General features: G+C 34.4%; 18 protein-coding genes. 10 read left to right on the top strand and 8 right to left on the bottom strand.

From position 1 onward, the window contains the following. Positions 1-5 precede the first annotated feature (5 nt). Together A9G11_RS01270 and A9G11_RS01265 are read left to right on the top strand one after the other, a co-directional pair. The gene (locus tag A9G11_RS01270; RefSeq protein WP_065617727.1) at positions 6-1,403 is read left to right on the top strand and encodes a glycoside hydrolase family 1 protein; all 1,398 of its coding nucleotides are present in this window, start codon (positions 6-8) and stop codon (positions 1,401-1,403) included. Between the two features lie 93 nt (positions 1,404-1,496). Next, positions 1,497-1,961, top strand: a complete 465-nt coding sequence (locus A9G11_RS01265; RefSeq protein ID WP_065617726.1) for an AraC family transcriptional regulator — start codon at positions 1,497-1,499, stop codon at positions 1,959-1,961. A gap of 412 nt (positions 1,962-2,373) precedes the next feature. Here A9G11_RS01265 and A9G11_RS01260 read toward each other — a convergent pair whose 3' ends face one another. Then, complete coding sequence (locus A9G11_RS01260) at positions 2,374-3,075, bottom strand: response regulator (protein WP_065617725.1); 702 nt, start codon at positions 3,073-3,075, stop codon at positions 2,374-2,376. Between the two features lie 13 nt (positions 3,076-3,088). Next, complete coding sequence (locus A9G11_RS01255) at positions 3,089-4,681, bottom strand: ATP-binding protein (RefSeq protein ID WP_065617724.1); 1,593 nt, start codon at positions 4,679-4,681, stop codon at positions 3,089-3,091. A 182-nt stretch (positions 4,682-4,863) separates the two neighbouring features. Between A9G11_RS01255 and A9G11_RS01250 the strand changes: the two genes are divergently transcribed. The 7 genes from A9G11_RS01250 (at position 4,864) to citX (ending at position 11,614) form a co-directional block, all read left to right on the top strand. Further along, on the top strand, positions 4,864-6,252 hold the full coding sequence (locus tag A9G11_RS01250) for a 2-hydroxycarboxylate transporter family protein (protein WP_065617723.1): 1,389 nt from the start codon (positions 4,864-4,866) through the stop codon (positions 6,250-6,252). Positions 6,253-6,347: 95 nt separating this feature from the next. Continuing rightward, positions 6,348-7,193, top strand: coding sequence for a fumarylacetoacetate hydrolase family protein (locus A9G11_RS01245; RefSeq protein WP_065617722.1), 846 nt, complete (start codon positions 6,348-6,350; stop codon positions 7,191-7,193). 4 nt (positions 7,194-7,197) lie between these two features. After that, positions 7,198-8,232 carry a [citrate (pro-3S)-lyase] ligase gene (gene citC, locus A9G11_RS01240; protein ID WP_065617721.1) on the top strand — a complete coding sequence of 345 codons (1,035 nt, stop codon included), beginning with the start codon at positions 7,198-7,200 and terminating at the stop codon, positions 8,230-8,232. Positions 8,233-8,255: 23 nt separating this feature from the next. Then, the gene (gene citD / locus A9G11_RS01235; RefSeq protein ID WP_065617720.1) at positions 8,256-8,546 is read left to right on the top strand and encodes a citrate lyase acyl carrier protein; all 291 of its coding nucleotides are present in this window, start codon (positions 8,256-8,258) and stop codon (positions 8,544-8,546) included. Then, positions 8,543-9,430 carry a citrate (pro-3S)-lyase subunit beta gene (citE, locus tag A9G11_RS01230; RefSeq protein WP_065617719.1) on the top strand — a complete coding sequence of 296 codons (888 nt, stop codon included), beginning with the start codon at positions 8,543-8,545 and terminating at the stop codon, positions 9,428-9,430. Before citD ends, citE begins: the two co-directional genes overlap by 4 nt. Positions 9,431-9,442: 12 nt before the next feature. Next, positions 9,443-10,972, top strand: coding sequence for a citrate lyase subunit alpha (gene citF, locus A9G11_RS01225; RefSeq protein ID WP_176701217.1), 1,530 nt, complete (start codon positions 9,443-9,445; stop codon positions 10,970-10,972). Between the two features lie 75 nt (positions 10,973-11,047). After that, positions 11,048-11,614, top strand: coding sequence for a citrate lyase holo-[acyl-carrier protein] synthase (citX, locus tag A9G11_RS01220; protein WP_065617718.1), 567 nt, complete (start codon positions 11,048-11,050; stop codon positions 11,612-11,614). Positions 11,615-11,659: 45 nt separating this feature from the next. On the opposite strand, the gene metB is transcribed toward citX, so the two are convergent. Next, positions 11,660-12,826, bottom strand: coding sequence for a cystathionine gamma-synthase (gene metB, locus A9G11_RS01215; protein WP_065617717.1), 1,167 nt, complete (start codon positions 12,824-12,826; stop codon positions 11,660-11,662). A 179-nt stretch (positions 12,827-13,005) separates the two neighbouring features. Between metB and metJ the strand changes: the two genes are divergently transcribed. Beyond that, positions 13,006-13,323 (top strand): met regulon transcriptional regulator MetJ, encoded by a 318-nt coding sequence (gene metJ / locus A9G11_RS01210; protein ID WP_065617716.1) that lies wholly within the window; start codon positions 13,006-13,008, stop codon positions 13,321-13,323. An 87-nt stretch (positions 13,324-13,410) separates the two neighbouring features. Here the strand turns inward: metJ and rpmE are convergent, their stop codons facing one another. The 5 genes from rpmE to A9G11_RS01185 all read right to left on the bottom strand — a co-directional run bounded on the left by rpmE (position 13,411) and on the right by A9G11_RS01185 (position 17,319). Then, positions 13,411-13,626 (bottom strand): 50S ribosomal protein L31, encoded by a 216-nt coding sequence (rpmE, locus tag A9G11_RS01205; protein ID WP_065557564.1) that lies wholly within the window; start codon positions 13,624-13,626, stop codon positions 13,411-13,413. A gap of 136 nt (positions 13,627-13,762) precedes the next feature. Further along, complete coding sequence (gene degS / locus A9G11_RS01200; RefSeq protein ID WP_065617715.1) at positions 13,763-14,815, bottom strand: outer membrane-stress sensor serine endopeptidase DegS; 1,053 nt, start codon at positions 14,813-14,815, stop codon at positions 13,763-13,765. A 120-nt stretch (positions 14,816-14,935) separates the two neighbouring features. Further along, positions 14,936-16,309, bottom strand: coding sequence for a Do family serine endopeptidase (locus A9G11_RS01195; RefSeq protein WP_065617714.1), 1,374 nt, complete (start codon positions 16,307-16,309; stop codon positions 14,936-14,938). 81 nt (positions 16,310-16,390) lie between these two features. After that, positions 16,391-16,795 carry a YhcB family protein gene (locus tag A9G11_RS01190; protein ID WP_065617713.1) on the bottom strand — a complete coding sequence of 135 codons (405 nt, stop codon included), beginning with the start codon at positions 16,793-16,795 and terminating at the stop codon, positions 16,391-16,393. Between the two features lie 62 nt (positions 16,796-16,857). Further along, positions 16,858-17,319 (bottom strand): DUF721 domain-containing protein, encoded by a 462-nt coding sequence (locus A9G11_RS01185; protein WP_065617712.1) that lies wholly within the window; start codon positions 17,317-17,319, stop codon positions 16,858-16,860. Positions 17,320-17,586: the final 267 nt, after the last annotated feature.

Raw genomic sequence — 17,586 nt, 5'->3', positions numbered from 1 at the left:
AAAATATGAAAATTTTTGCCAAAGATTTTTGGTGGGGAGCCTCCTCCTCTGCCTTTCAAATAGAAGGTGGTTGGGATGCAGATGGAAAAGGCATGACAGTTGCAGATTTCAACTCATTCCAACATTCAGCTACTCAAGCTGATAGCAAAGTAGCCAGTGACTTTTATCATCATGTTGAAAGTGATATAGCATTATTTAAAGAACTGGGGCTTAAAACATATCGGTTCTCAATTTCATGGGCTCGCATCATTCCAGACGGTGACGGTGAAATTAATCAAGCTGGAATTGATTTTTATAATCGTGTGATCAATCTACTCATACAAAATGATATTATTCCTTTCATCACACTTTATCATTTTGACTTACCGTTTGCTTTAGTTGAGAAATATAATGGTTGGCAAGATCGTCAATCAGTCGATGCATTCAGACGCTATGCGCAAATTTGTTATAAAGCTTTTGGAGACAGAGTTAAACACTGGCAAATTAATAACGAACAAAACCTTATGATTCGTGTTAATGAAAGAATGAATATGTATCACGTTGCTCCAGAAGATACTGAAAAAGTAAGAGCGCAGATGGACTATCATATGTTTGTTGCACACGCCTTAGCAACCAATGATTGCCATGAGTTAATCCCTAACAGCAAAGTTGGACCAGCGGTTTCATCAACTATGACCTATCCTGCCAGTAACAAACCAATGGATGTTTGGGCTGCCAAAATGAATGATAATTTCAAAACCAATTATGCCCTTGAAATGTATTGTTACGGAGATTATCCGGGCTATTATAAACAATACTTAATGCGTTGTAATATCTATCCAATAACCTTACCTGAAGATGCCGAGATTCTAAAACGTGCTAAACCTGATTTTATTGCCGTAAACTACTACCGAACTTTAGTTGCAAGCTATCTACCTGAAGATGCTCAACATCCATTTGGCACAAAAGAGAAAGATATTGATTTTGACCTATATGGTTACTTTAAAATTGAAAAAAATCCACATTTAACCGCATCCACTTATGGGGCGCAAATTGACCCAATGGGATTACGTTTAGTACTTAATGAGTATTACCGACAATATCGCTTACCACTTATTATCACTGAAAATGGTTTAGGTACTCCTGATAAATTAACTACCGACAACAAAGTACATGATGATTATCGTATTGAGTACATCAAAGCACATATTTCAGCTTGTTATGATGCTATTGAAGATGGCGTTGAACTATTTGGTTATTGCCCATGGTCGGTTATTGATCTATTAAGCTCTCATCAAGGTTTTAAAAAACGTTATGGATTTGTTTATGTTGATCGTGATGACCACGACCTAAAAAGCTTAAAACGAATAAAAAAAGATAGTTTTTTTTGGTATCAAAATGTAATTAAAAATAATGGAATTTAATCATAAATCTATTTCTTAACTAAATTATAAGGGCATTAAACCCTTATAATTTAAAATTCGCTATTTAGCTTATAATCATTTTTTAGGTGTGGTATGGATATTGAAATTGTATTTTTCCCTTTTACGCTTATCGCAACAGTAGAACATTTTGGCTCCCCTTCCCTGGAAGGTCAAACGATCAAAAAACTTATCAAATGGCGCCAAGAAAATAATTTTTTAGATAGTGAAAAACATCAAAACTATGGTATTCATTATACCAATCCATCTACGACACCTATCGAACATCATCATGTCGATTTTGCTATTTCCGTTGATCGACCAATAGAACAAAATTCTTATGGCATAATCAATAAAACCATTCCGCAACTACGTTGTGCAAAGGCTAGAGATATTGGTTCCCGAAATAACAACAAAGCCATTATTTATTTACTGGAACAATGGTTGCCACATAGTGAGGAGAAAATCGGCAATTTCCCTCCAATCTTTCATTATGTCAATGTCGGTATAAATATAGATCCACAACAAATGATAACTGATGTTTATTTGCCTTTAGGATAAATTAAATAATTTATTTGTTTGTAAAATAACACGTTATCGATTTATTAACATCAATAAAATAAGCGTTAAATGGTGAAAATGCCTCATCATTCCTACTCTTTTATTGGCTTTATCAATACACAGGAGTCATGACTTACCAAAATCTTTATTTATGAATAAATAACTATATGGCAATCCATTGCAAGCGTTATCTTACTTATTTCAATATATGATAAGATTCGATGATATAGTTTTAATTTGGACTAAATAGCGCTAGCTATTAATTGAAAATCACATTAATTTTTTGATATGCGATAATTTTACCTAGAAGGTCATACCTCTATCATCAATATTAAAAGGATCTGTAATAATTTATTGTTTATAACAGTTTAATTGATCTACGTCGTTCATTTTTCAGGCAGATGCAAAAAAGTTACTTACCTAGTCGTTTATAAAGCCTTTCTGGCCGACCTATCTTGCCATGATTAAGTTCAACTGTTAATAATTTTGTTTGTACACAATATTCTAGATATCGTCTTGCAGTAGTTTTACTGATTTGTGCTTTTTCAACAATTTGATCCACCGTTTGCGCTTGGTCTGTTTGCATAAAAAGATCTTTCACTTTTTGCAGTGTGATCTCTTCAATACCTTTTGAGTGCCGATTAATATCAACAAAATCTTTAGTTTGTAAATTGAAAAGTTCATCAATTCGCCTTTGATTCACATGTTTTTGCAAACTTTGTCGATATAAAAAAAGCTCAAAACGCTCCAAGGAATGTTTTAAACGTTGATATGATACCGGTTTAATTAAATAATCAAAAGCACCAAACCGAATAGCTTTACTACAAGTATCCATATCACTTGCTGCAGTAATAAAAATTACATAACAAGCAAGGTGATTATTAATAATATATTCAAACAGCTCGATACCTTTACCATCTGGTAAATAATTATCAAGTAAGATTAATGTTGGTTTAAGTTTCTCAACCATAATCTTTGCTTCTGCTAAATTTGAAGCGATGCCTATCACATTAACTTTTGTGTCTCTTTGAATAAATTCTGCATTTAATTCGGCTAAAATCGGTTCATCTTCAACGATCAGCACTTTAATGCTATCTTCTTTTACTTCGTTCATTTTTTACCTCTTTTTATGATTTGGGTATAAAAACAGAAAAAATCGTACCGTAAGGTTCGTTATCTTCAAATGTAATATAACCATTGGCTTTTTTTACATACGTTGATACTAAATGCAAACCGATTCCATGTTCTTTAGCGTCTTGTGATGTAACACCGGGTTCAAATATTGAATCACGAATACGACTATCTACTCCACACCCTTGATCCCCCACCTCTAATACAATTTCCTCAGTTGCATCACTGAGATATAAAGTAATCGTTTTATCACCAACACTATTTTTTAAACTGGCATTAAAAGCATTATCAAGTAGGTTACCTAAAATCGACATGAATTCAGTTTCAGTAATTGCTGCAGGTAAAGCTTGTAATTGGCATGCAGGATCAAACCGCAACTTTAAACCAATTTCGTGTGCTTTTGAGTATTTACCAATTAATAACCCGCACACAGCAGGTACCTTAAAATGTTCAGCGACAAAATCTAAACTTTTCTGATTATCCGTGGAATGTAATGCTATAAATGCTTGCGCTTCATCATAACGTTTCATATAAATTAAACCGGATAAGGTCGCCATCCAGTTTAAATGTTCATGCCTTAAAGCACGTAGATTATCCACATATTGGGTTACTTGGGTTAATTGCATACTTAATAAATTAATATCATCAAAATTACGAAAGGTAATAACCCAACCTTGAATTTGATCATCAACCATTACTCTGATGCGATTAGCCATAACCATAAGATTATTGAAATAACAGATATGGTCATGTATATCAGCAATCTGATTTTCACTACCATATAAAAAATCGGTTGATTTAATAAAATCACATAAATCATGATTAATTAGCTTATCATCATCAATGTTGATATCTAACATACGTCTAGCTGATTGATTGATATTGATGATTTTATAGTTAAGATCAATAGCAATAATCCCCTCAAAAATAGACTCCATGATTGATTTTTGACTTTTAACCAGTAATGCAATTGCTTTCGGTTCTAAATTAAACATCTGTTTTTTAATTGCTTTTGCAAAACAAAAAGAAAAAATAAACAAGCCAAAAAATAATAAAGTACAAAACGAGATGAATGGGATAAACTGTTTTCTATGTAATTGATAAATATCGTCAACCATATATCCAACAGAAACAATGCCAATTACCTTACCTTGATACACAATCGGAGCTTTACCACGTAGTGCAAAACCAAGTGAACCTTTACTGATTGTGATACGACTTTTACCGTCGAGTACATCCTGATTATCCCCACCAACCATTGGCGAATATAAAGAACCATTACCCGTATGATAAAGGCGATAAGCTTTTTCATCACCAATAACAATATAACTTGCATCACTTTGTTTAAAAATGTCGGAAACTAAATTGGCTATTTTATCGGTATCTTTTTCTCTTACATACTCAATCAAATTAGGGATAACAGATAATTCTTTAGCTTGAATTTGTGCTTTTTCACCTAAACTACGATATAACTCTGTCTCTGTTGCATTCCAAATATAACTCTGTAAAAGTGCAAGAAGAATTACCGAAAAAAGTAAAAGAGATAAAAATAGTTTTGTAGTAAATGACAATTGAATTTTCTTTCGCATTCTCACTCTTATTTCAACTTTATAACTGTGAAAGAGTCTAACACAGCATTAAAAAACATAGAGCCTTTAAAACCATAAAAACCACACTTAATTTATGATTTATATCACAAAATTTGTATTAATATTTTGCCACCATATGCGCCATTCAAAGTACATACAATAATTTTGGAGATATAAAAAAAATGGTTGATTTAAGTTCAACAACAAAAACGCAGAATGAAGAAGTATTAAATTCTGTTAAAAGTAATACCCAAAAAAATGGCTTTTGGCCCTATGGCTGGTGGAAACTGATGGACGATTATAAAATAGGGGTAATTCCTTTACCACTATTTATTATCGCCGGTATCATGATCTTTACCGAAGTATTAGTAACGGGTAAATTACCAAGTGAAATAGTGGTAATGGTCGTTACTTGTGCTTTCTTTGGTTTCCTTTGTGGAGAAATTGGCAAAAGATTACCTATCGTTGGTAAAATGGGTGCTGCGGCAATTTGTGCAACATTTATTCCTTCTGCATTAGTCTATTACGGTATTTTACCTCAGCCAATTGTAGTGGCGACAACCAAATTTTATAAAGATACCCACATTCTTTATCTATATATTTGCTGTATTATCGTTGGTAGTATTATGAATATGGATAAGAAAACACTTATTCAAGGTTTCTTAAAAATATTTGTTCCAATGGTATGTGGTGAAATCGTTGGTATGTTAGTCGGTGTAGGTGTTGGTTACCTATTAGGTTTAACTCCTTTTGAAACTTTCTTCTTCCTTGTCTTACCAATTATGGCTGGCGGTGTTGGTGAAGGTGCAATTCCTTTATCAATAGGTTATGCCTCAATTTTAGGTATGGAACAAGGTGATGCGTTAGGTCAAGTCTTACCAATTGTTATGTTAGGTGGTTTGACAGGTATTATCTGTGGCGGTATTCTTAATCGTTTAGGTAAAGCTTACCCACATCTAACTGGTAATGGTAGATTATTACCTGCTTCGAAGGAAGATGAACTCGCGAATAACAAAGCGAATAAATCTGATTCTGTTATTGACGTAACAACATTTGCTTCTGGCGTGTTATTAGCTGCTATCCTTTATATGGTTGGTATGATTGGTCACAAATTAACTGGTATTCCAGCACCTGTTGGGATGTTATTTGCGGCTGTAATTGTTAAATTAGCTTCTGGTGTTTCACCAAAAGTATTAAGTGGTTCACAAGTTGTATATAAATTCTTCCAAACTTCTGTTACTTACCCTATCCTATTTGCAGTAGGTGTGGCAATTACACCTTGGGAAAAAATAGTTGCAGCGTTTACCATTGTTAACCTGGCTGTTATTGTTTGTACTGTTGTTAGTTTGGTTACTACTGGATTTTTTGTAGCTAAAAAACTTGGTATGTATCCAATTGATGCTGCAGTAATTTCATGTTGCCAAAGTGGTCAAGGTGGTACAGGTGATGTGGCAATCTTAACTGCTGCTGAACGTATGGAACTTATGCCATTTGCTCAAATTGCAACACGTATTGGTGGTGCAATCAACGTATCGGTTTCTTTACTGATTCTCGGTAATTTCTTAGTTTAATTAATTTTTTAAAAGCAACCTTAGTGAACTAACTAAGGTTGTTAATTTTATTTTTATAATCGCAATTTACACAAAAAAGCTTTTAAGGAGTTTTTATGAAGCTGGTCAGTTATCTTATCTCAGGAAAAGCGAGTTTTGGTCTTTACACTACCAATGGTATTGTTGATTTAGGACAAAAACTCGGCAATAAATATGCCGATTTAAAATCGCTTCTGGCAGATAAGGATGGGTTATCTATCGCAAGAGCCTATATAAATGAACCAAGTGATATTAATGAAGAACAAATTACTTATTTACCCGTTATACCTAATCCAAGCAAAATTTTATGTGTTGGAATGAATTATGCTGAAAAACGGGCAGAATTTAACGAAACTAGCTCCGCACCGACACTATTTGTACGCTTCCCTGATTCGCAAACAGGTCATAAAACCAATATTATCAAACCTGCAATCACCAATGAATTAGATTACGAAGGTGAATTAGCAATTATTATCGGTAAAGCTGGTTTTCGTATTGATCAAGCAGATGCCTTATCCCATGTTGCCGGTTATAGCTGCTATATGGATGGTTCAATTCGTGACTGGCAATACACATGGTTTACTGCCGGTAAAAACTGGCCGAATACGGGTGCATTTGGTCCATGTTTAACTACGACAGATGAAATTCCAGATCCAACTGTTTTAACTCTAACTACGTTTTTAAATGGTAAAGATATGCAACATGATTCAATTAAAAATCTTGTTCATACTGTACCAGAGTTAATTGCTTATATCAGTACATTTACACATTTATCTCCAGGCGATGTTATTCTCACCGGTTCTCCGGGTGGTGTTGGTAAAAAACGTAATCCTCCGGTATTTATGCAAGATGGTGACATTATTGAAGTTGAAATTTCCAAGATCGGACGTCTAACTAACTTTGTTGTTGCAGAAAAAAGGTAGTTTTATGTACGATTTAGTTGATTATGTGGTTGTTGATATTTCTAAATCAGAAGAGGCTCAAAAACAAATCATAGAATTGTTATCCATGTCTGAGCTTGATTTAGATCCTCAAGTGACTACTTTTATTGTAGCAAAATCGAATAATTATATTATTGCTTGTGCCGGTATTGATCGTGACATTATCAAATGTGTTGCTATTCATCCTGATTATAGAGGTAATCAACTCAATCTTACTTTAATCGATAAAGTCATAAAATATGCCAATGAAAATGGCTATTTTCATCTATTTTTATACACCAAACCTGAAAATAAAGATTTTTTTAAGGGTTGTGGTTTTTATCCTATTGTTGAAATACCAAATTTGATTGTTTTACTTGAAAACACGCCTGTTGGAATAAAACAATATTGTAAACAATTGAGTATAGAACGAAAAGAAGGTAACAAAATTGGTAGCATTGTCATGAATGCTAACCCTTTTACTAAAGGTCACCAATACCTAATTGAATATGCCGCAAACCAATGTGATTGGTTACATGTTTTTGTCGTTAATGAAAATGCGTCACTCTTTTCATTTGATGTACGCTTACAATTAGTTAAGGACGGTTGTAAGCATATCAATAATGTTAAAGTACACGCTAGCTCCACTTACATTATATCTAGAGCGACATTTCCTTCTTATTTTTTAAAAGATAAGGCAAAAATTGATTACGCTTTTATGGGTATCGATCTACTTATTTTCCGTAACTATATTGCCCCAACACTTAACATTACTCATAGATTTATTGGTACTGAACCCTTTAGTGAAATAACCCGATCTTACAATGAAGCTATGTATTACTGGTTACAAGACCAAAATGTCAGTCAAAACCCAGCTGTCAACGTTGTGGAAATTGAACGCGTACTCGAAGGTCATTCAGTAATATCAGCATCTTTAGTCAGAAAATTATTGGCATCAAACCAATATGATCAGGTTAAAAAATTGGTTCCCTCAACAACATGGGCCTACCTGGCTAAGCATTTTGTTGAATCGAAAAATTAATTCATTTTAGAAAAGGTAAAAAAATGAAAATACAAAAAGAAGCTATGGCAGGAACTCTCGAATCGAGTGATTTGTTAGTCAAAGTCATGCCCAATACAGGAATTGAAATTGTGATTAATAGCGATGTTAATAAACAATTTGGTGATCAAATACGCGCTGTTGTAGATCAAACACTTACCGCTCTTAATGTGACTGACGGTTTAATTATTATCGATGACAAAGGCGCGCTCGATTGTGCTATCAAAGCAAGAGTACAATGTGCTGTTTTGCGTGGCGCCAATGAAGAAAACTTAGATTGGAGTAAATTACTATGAAAAGATTACGTAGAAGTATGTTATTTCTTCCTGGTGCCAATGCGGCAATGCTATCTACCTCTTTTGTGTATAAACCTGATTCGATTATGTTTGATTTGGAAGATGCGGTTTCTATCAAAGAAAAAGATTCAGCTCGATTATTAGTTGCACAAACACTTCTTTTACCCGTCTATAAAGAACATGGTATTGAAACAGTAGTTAGAATTAACGCATTAAATACTCCTTACGGTTTAAAAGACCTTGAAGCTGTAGTAAGAGCTGGAGTCGATGTTGTACGTTTACCTATGACAAATTCTGCTGAAGATATTCATGAATTGGAAGCTCACGTTGAAAGAATTGAGAAAGAGTGTGGTCGTGAAGTAGGTAGCACAAAATTAATGGCGGCCATTGAATCTGCTGTTGCTGTGGTTAATGCTGTTTCTATTGCTAAATCTTCACCACGATTGATTGGTATTGCTTTAGCTGCCTTTGATTACCTTGTTGATATGCAAACTGAACGAGGCGATGGTACTGAACTCTTTTATGCTCGTTGCGCTGTATTACACGCGGCTCGTGTAGCTAAAATTGATGCCTTTGATGTCGTTTATTCCAATGTGAATGATGACGAAGGTTTCTTAAAAGAAGTCAGTCTAATTAAAAAATTAGGCTATAACGGTAAATCGCTAATTAACCCTAGACAAATCGAACTATTACATAATGCTTACGCACCTACTGCCAAAGAAGTTGAAAATGCTCAAAAAGTGGTTGAAGCTGCAGAAGAAGGTGAAAGAAAAGGACTTGGTGTTATTTCTCTAAATGGAAAAATGATTGACGCGCCGATTATTGCTCGTGCCAGAAAGGTTATTGAGTTAGCCAAATATTCTGGTGTACGTAAAGAAATTTGATAGGACAGAAAAATGACTACTTCTATAAACAAAAAACTTGATGACTTGCTTAAACAGCATCCAGATCTCAAAAACATTACTCCTTTTGTTGACGCCAATGCGATGACACCATATTTAAAAGATGAGTCTAAATATACACGTAAATTGTGTGATTCTATTGAACAGGCGATCCATAAATGCGAATTACGTGACGGTATGACGATCTCTTTTCACCATGCGTTTCGAGAAGGTGATAAAGTTATCAATAAAGTGGTTGAAACCATTAGCAAATTAGGTATTAAAAATTTAACTTTAGCATCCAGTTCATTATTAAGTTGTAACTCAGCATTAATTCCTCATATTCAAGCAGGCGTTATCACTAAAATTTATACTTCCGGATTAAGAGGTAAATTAGCCGATGCTATTTCTCATGGTTTAATGGAAAACCCAGTACATATCCATTCTCATGGTGGTCGAGTAAAGCTGATCCAAAGCGGTGAAATTAATATTGATATCGCCTTTTTAGCTGTTTCAACGGCAGATGAACAAGGTAATGCAAATGGTGTATCAGGTAAATCTCAGTGTGGTGCATTAGGTTATGCAATGGTTGATGCACAATTTGCCAAAAAAGTCGTGTTACTTACTGAAGATATTGTAGGTTATCCTAATCATCCAGCAAGTATCCGTCAGGATCAAGTTGACTATATCGTTAAGGTCGATGAAGTTGGTGATCCAAGCAAAATCAGTGTAGGAGCAGCACGTATCACCAGTAATCCTCGAGAACTAATGATCGCTCGTTATGCTGCGGATGTAATCGAACATTCTGGTTATTTTAAAGATGGTTTTTCCATTCAAACAGGCTCTGGAGCATCATCAACGGCTGCGACTCGATTCCTTGAAAACCGTATGCGTGCAAAAAATATTACTGCTTCATTCGCATTAGGTGGTATTACTGCGAGTATTGTAGATCTGCATGAAAAAGGATTAGTTAAACGTTTGTTAGATACCCAAAGTTTCGATGGTACAGCGGGACAATCTTTAGGTCGTAACAAAGATCATATTGAAGTATCAACCAATGTTTATGCTAACCCAGCATCAAAAGGGGCAAGTGTTGATGAATTAGATATTGTCATTCTTAGTGCTTTAGAAATTGACCTTGACTTTAACGTTAATGTTTTAACAGGTTCAGACGGTGTTATGCGTGGAGCTTCTGGAGGTCACTGTGATACTGCCGCCGGCGCTAACTTAACCATAATTGTAGCACCATTAATCCGCAGTCGTATACCGACAGTTATTAAGAAAGTTACTACAATTGTTACACCAGGTGAAAGCGTTGATGTACTGGTTACTGATCATGGTATTGCCGTTAATCCAAATCGTCCAGAAATTGCTGAGCGCCTTAAAGCTGCTAATTTACCAGTAATGACTATTGATGAACTTTATAAACGAGCAATTGCATTAACTGGTGAACCTCGACCAATTGAATTTAATGATAAAATCGTGGGCATTGTCCATTTCCGTGACGGTTCAATTATTGATGTAGTTCGTCAAGTTAAAGAATAAATTTAACTTTAACAATAATAGCATAACATTTAACCATGTTATGCTATGACTATTTTGAGTAGGGATTAAATATTAATGAAATTTGATGATGGTCAACCTATTAACCTTGAGCAAATGTTATTAGCTAAAGAAAAACGCGTTGAAAATCAACTCATTGCAATTACTCGTTACCACTATCCAGTTATTTCATTAAGTTTGGTCATTCCGGGTGCAATAAAAAATAGTAGTGGTAGCCTTTTCTTATTTAAAGAAGCTATAACCGCATTACATAACTGTTTTATAGCAAATGCAATAGCATTGATCGATGAACAACACTATCATTATGTCACAGGATCTGAAGCTATTATTTCGGTTCCATGCTCTATTGATAAATTAAAACAGCTCTGTATCGATATTGAGGATAATCACCCTTTAGGTCGATTGTGGGATATTGATGTCATCGACCCACTCTCACAAAGGAGTGTTTCTCGTAGTAAATTTAATCATCGATCCAGACAATGCCTAGTTTGCCAAGAGGCAGCCAAAATATGTAGTCGGGCAAAAAAACACTCACTAGAGGAAATTTTCCTAGCAATAGAAAGGAGAATTAAAGATTATCTTGACTCATCAAGTTTAAATGCTTCTAGAAAACAGGTAAAATAGGATCGATAATCACTATTCATCATCAATCCTACTGCTTCAAATCATTTAAATTACTGCTAGCGCTTGTTGCAAATCATTAAGTAGATCACTAATATCTTCAAGTCCCACAGAAATACGTAATAACTGATCAGAAATACCGGCTGTTTTTCGAGCTTCAGCAGTAATGCCTGAATGAGTCATTGTAGCTGGATGACAAATTAGACTTTCAACTCCACCCAGAGATTGCGCAAGGGTAAAAATATTGAGTGCTTTTAAAAATTTCGGTAACGCTTCTGCTTTCCCGGCTAATTCAAAGCTTAACAAAGAGCCAAAACCTTTTTGTTGTTTTTTAGCAATTTCATGTCCATGATTCAAAGGTAAAGAAGGATGATAAACATTGGCAATTTTAGGATGATTGACTAAGAATTCGACAACTTTTTGTGCATTTATCTGTTGCAACGTGATACGGGCAGAAAGAGTGCGTAAACCACGTAATAATAAGAAACTATCAAATGAAGACGTTAAGGTACCTATATTATTCGCCCACCATAATACATCTGTAGCGAGTTGCTGATCTTTAAAAACTAAAATGCCAGCTAATAAATCGGAGTGACCATTTAAAAATTTGGTACATGAATGGGTAACAATATCTGCACCCAGTGCCAAAGGTTTTTGTAAGATTGGCGTCATAAAGGTATTATCAACTAATACTAATGCACCTACTTCATGAGCTTGCTTTGCAATCTCATAAATATCAACTACACGTAATAATGGATTACTTGGTGTTTCGATTAATACCAACTTTGGTTTTAAATTTAAAGCCTCTTTTAATGCTACCGGATCGGATTGATCGACAAATTTCGCTTTAAAGTAACCTCGTTGGCTGAGACTGTTAAATAGGCGATAACTACCTCCGTAACAATCATGAGGTGCAACGACTAAATCATTTGGTGTTAAAAGCGAAATACTAATGAGATGAATCGCGGACATACCACAATTAGTTAAAATTGCATCTGCCCCACCTTCCAATTTAGCAACAGTTTCTTCAACTAAACGACGACTAGGATTAGATTTTCGAGCATAATCAAATTCTCTCGGTGTAGCAAACTCATGATAACGATAACAAGTTGAAGGAGTAATAACCGGTATAACACTGCCATATTGTTCATCTGTATTTAAACCGCCGCGAACAGCAATCGTTCCTTGGTTTAGACTTTCAGTTGGATTCGCCATAATAACATCCCTAAATAACAATGATTTGTCGTAAAAACAGTGTTATAAGCATATCACATTTATATAAGACGTCAACATGTCTAGACGTCTAACTATCTTGATGTGTAGATTGCAGTATCTTGAAAAAAAAGCTAAAATTATCCACATTATTTGTAATGTGATTTTGGTGAAAATAAATTATGATGAAATGGAATGGTGAATATATCAGCCCTTATGCCGAACATGGTAAAAAAAGTGAGCAAGTCAAAAAAATTACAGTATCAATTCCGTTAAAAGTATTAAAAATATTAACTGATGAACGCACTCGACGACAAGTTAATAATTTACGTCATGCCACAAATAGTGAGTTATTATGTGAAGCTTTCCTTCATGCGTACACTGGGCAACCTTTACCATGCGATGAAGATTTACAAAAAGATCATGATGACGGTATTCCTGAACAAGCTAGAGAGATGATGAAAGCGTTAGGAATAGATCCTCAATTAATAGATGAGTAGTTGAATTACTCAATCACAATTATATAAAAAGCAAAAAGGCGCACATAGCGCCTTTCTTATAATTGCTGGTTTAGAATCAGGCAAATATTATTTTTTACCACCAACCATTGCAAAACGTTGTTTAAATTTATCTACACGTCCGCCAGTTGCAACATCACGTTGTTTACCGGTATAAAACGGATGACATTCACCACACACGTCAAGATGAATATCATGACCAATAGTTGAATGAGTTTTAATAACATTTCCACAAGAACAAGTTGCTGTAATTGCAGTATATTCTGGATGAATACCTTCTTTCATAATAAGCCTCTAAAGTTTGTTCGTATCGCTATATAAATGGCTATTAAAGCAAAATCTATACACCATACGAGTGTTAAAAAACAGAATAGGTCGCGATTATACGTCCAATTAGACGTATTATCAAGCGATAAAACAACTAAACGGGTAATTGACCAATTGTTACTTTTAGCTCAACCTTCTCCCCATTTCGTAATACTATAATGGGGATGGTTGTTCCTGGTTTCAACTCTGCAATTTGATCCATTGTTTCTACAATAGATTTTACTGGTTTATTATCCACCATAATTAAAATATCATCAGCTTGTACACCAGCTTGCAATGACGGGCCTTCAGCATTGGTCACTAAAATACCTAAGATAACTGGCAAATCACTTGGATTTTGTGTTGGTGCAAACTCTAAGCCATCAATGCCAATATAACCACGAATAATCTTGCCATCTTGAATTAATTTATTCATTATTTTAACAGCTAATGATGTTGGAATAGCAAATCCAATACCTTCCGGAACTTCATTACCGGTATTTTTAGCGAAGGTCAATGTATTAATTCCGACCAATTCACCTTTTGTGTTAACCAATGCACCACCTGAGTTACCATGATTAATTGAAGCATCAGTTTGAATAAAATTTTGTCGCCTATATGGACTTAATCCATCACGACCTGTCGCACTAATAATTCCTTGAGTAATGGTTTGCCCTATATTATAAGGATTACCAATTGCCAAAACGACATCACCTATTTTCGGTTCACGATTAGGATTAATATGAATAGTAGGTATATTGGTTGCTTCAATTTTTAATACTGCAATATCGACAAGTTTATCTGATCCAACAGATAAAGCTTCAAAAATTCGCCCATCTTGCAAGGCAACAATAATCTGTTCGGCGCCATCTACCACATGATAATTGGTAATTATGTAGCCATTTTCACTCATAATCACTCCTGAACCAAGTGGTGTAATGGCGTTATTTTGTGATTGCTGAGGTACAGTATTAATTGAACGGCTATAAATATTGACAACGGCTGGTGCTGCAATTTTTACTGCATCAGAATAACTTAGCGGATCATTATTAAAAAACGAGACTGAGAAATTAGATTGAGATCCATTTCGCAAAGAAGGGAAAATAATTAATAATACAATCGCTAAAACTGTACCAATCAACACTGGCCATAAAAATTTCTTAAGCATTGTTATCAAGATTACCATGGGAAGAATAGATATGATTCTATCATATCTATATAAAGGTTAGAATTGCTGTTTTCGTCGATGTAAAACTAAAACATCGACGAAATTAAGTGGCATAATAAATTAGTGTAAAATTAGATAAATACGACTATTACCTCTTACAATATTCAAAGCAATTGCAGATGGGTTGCTATCAATAATTTTGCGCAAATCAGCAATGTTATTTACGCGTTCTTTATTAACACCCGTAATAAGATCGCCTTCTTGTAGACTTAATCGAGAGGCCGGTGAATTTTTAGCAATACTCTCAATCAAAACACCTTTTTGACCTTTTACTTCACCATTACTGAGTGTTGCTCCCTCTAAAGCTGAGTGTAGCGATTTAGCTTCAGTTGTAGATTCATCACTATTTTTGAGTTTAACCTCAAGATTTACTTCTTTACCATCACGAATTATACCCAATTGAACAGTACGCCCTGCCCCCGTTGTAGCAATCTTAGCACGCAATTCTGCAAAACTATCAACCGGTTTACCATCCATTGATACAATCACATCACCTGATTTTATACCCGCATCTTTAGCTGCTGAGTTATCAAGAACTTCGCTGACAAATGCCCCTTTTTGAACATCCAGATCAAACGCATTGGCTATGTCAGAGGTTAACTCATTTCCTTTTATACCAAGTACACCACGTTTAACTTCACCATATTCGATTAGTTGAGAAGTCAAACTTTTAACCATATTACTTGGAATAGCAAAACCAATACCGACATTTCCACCATTCGGTGCAATGATTGCTGTATTTATGCCAACTAATTCTCCATTCAAATTAACTAACGCCCCACCTGAATTTCCTTGGTTGATTGAAGCATCTGTTTGAATAAAATTCTCAAATCCATTCATATTCAATCCGCTTCTGGCTAGTGCGGAAATTATTCCTGATGTCACTGTTTGACCAATACCAAATGGATTACCAATCGCAACCACATAATCACCGACTCGTAATTTGTCGGAATCAGCTAATTTAATAGCTATCAATTTTTTTGCATTTTCAACTTTAAGTAAAGCAATATCGCTCTGTGGATCTTTACCAATTAGTTTTGCTTTATATTCATGACCATCATTTAACGTCACAGTAATATCATCAGCATTATCAATAACATGATTGTTGGTTACTATGTAGCCTTTTTCAGCATCAATTATCACACCCGATCCTTGACCAACAAAAGGCCGTTGAGGAGTATCAAGATAACCAAAAAAACGTCTGAACTCCTCCGGCATATTATTATCCATTTGCGCAGTGCCTTTAACCTTAATACTGACAACTGAAGGCAATACTGTTTCAAGCATCGGCGCCAAGCTCGGTTGCTCTGTATTATCACCGTTTGGAATTGTTGGAAAAGCCGCAAATGCATTAGGCAATGTAGACAAACTCATACCTAAACTTAATGCAATAATGCTCAGTAATTTTTTGTGTTTTTTAAATGAATTGATCATCTTACAACTCTCACTTTTTAAATAATTAAATAATTAAATAAATGTCATGCCATAAACTAACAGCAAAAAAGTTCACAATAGTTAAGATTTATTTTCATCAGTTTTGAATAAACCAGAAGGATTATCTGAATAGTCTTTTGGTTGTTTATCAAGCGTTAATTCATTTTTATTGCTGTTATCACTATCTGAATTAAGTTCTATTGTCGGTATATCTTCATTCATGACAAATTGACTAGAATTTTCAGCCATATGTTGATAAAGACGTCGGAAATCTTTAGCCATATTATCTAAGATTTCAGCACTATGAGAAAAATGCTTAACTATCATTTGTTTCTGTGAATTTAACTCATCTCTTGTTTGATCTAGCTCACGTTTAACTTTGGAATATTTACGTGCTTTAGGGCTAATAATGCTCATAAAAATAAATCCAATAACAAAACCAATTACTATCCCAATGACAAGATAAGTCATCATATCTTTATCCATACTTCACTCCTTGTTTCTTTTCGTTATATGATTATATAAAACTGTCGTTTAATTAACTTCACTTATTTTGCATGGTTAGCAAGTTTTATCAATTGTTTTTTTAACTTATCTGGCACATTTTCCGCTAACGTATATAAAAACTCTGCACTTTTCTGCGTCATGATGCTTGGTGTCTTCGCTTTATTCAGTAACTGATTATCAACTTGGGATAATTGTGCTGTAATATTTGGATTAATCTGATATTGGATTGAGGATAAAGAAGGTAATATTTGCCTACGTATACCTGAGATTAATTCACTTTGTTCATATCTCAATCTAGTTAACCAACTTGCAGAGCTTACTTCTATAACTAATATACCGCGTCGATAGTTTGCAACTCTGCATTGTTGATTTAATGGTGATGGTAATAAATCACTAACAACATTAGATAACTTACTGAGTGCATTCGTTCTTTCTTGTATTTTCGACAATGAGGAAACTTTCGCCAAAATTGACGCTAATTTTTGTGGCTCATTATAACGCATAAATTAGCTTTATTCCTCCAGCCAAGCAACAAATAACAAATCTGTTTTTTAAATAAGTTGTTTATTTTATATGTTAACTAATTTACCTTATTTATCAAAAAATGTCCTCTCAAAAAAATATCTTTACATTTAATTATAATTTTTTTACTTAACATCGAATAAATAACAACAAATTATACCGTTATAAATTAAAACAATGAAAAAATCACCTCATCCAAAATAAAATTGATCTAGATTTAGTGATTTTTAGACAAACGAGATTATTGA

The organism is Gilliamella sp. wkB108 (assembly GCF_001690195.1).
GTDB classification, from domain to species: Bacteria; Pseudomonadota; Gammaproteobacteria; order Enterobacterales; family Orbaceae; genus Gilliamella; species Gilliamella apicola_L.
Note: the sequence above shows the minus strand (reverse complement) of the source record. Positions and strands in the feature narration are given on the sequence as shown.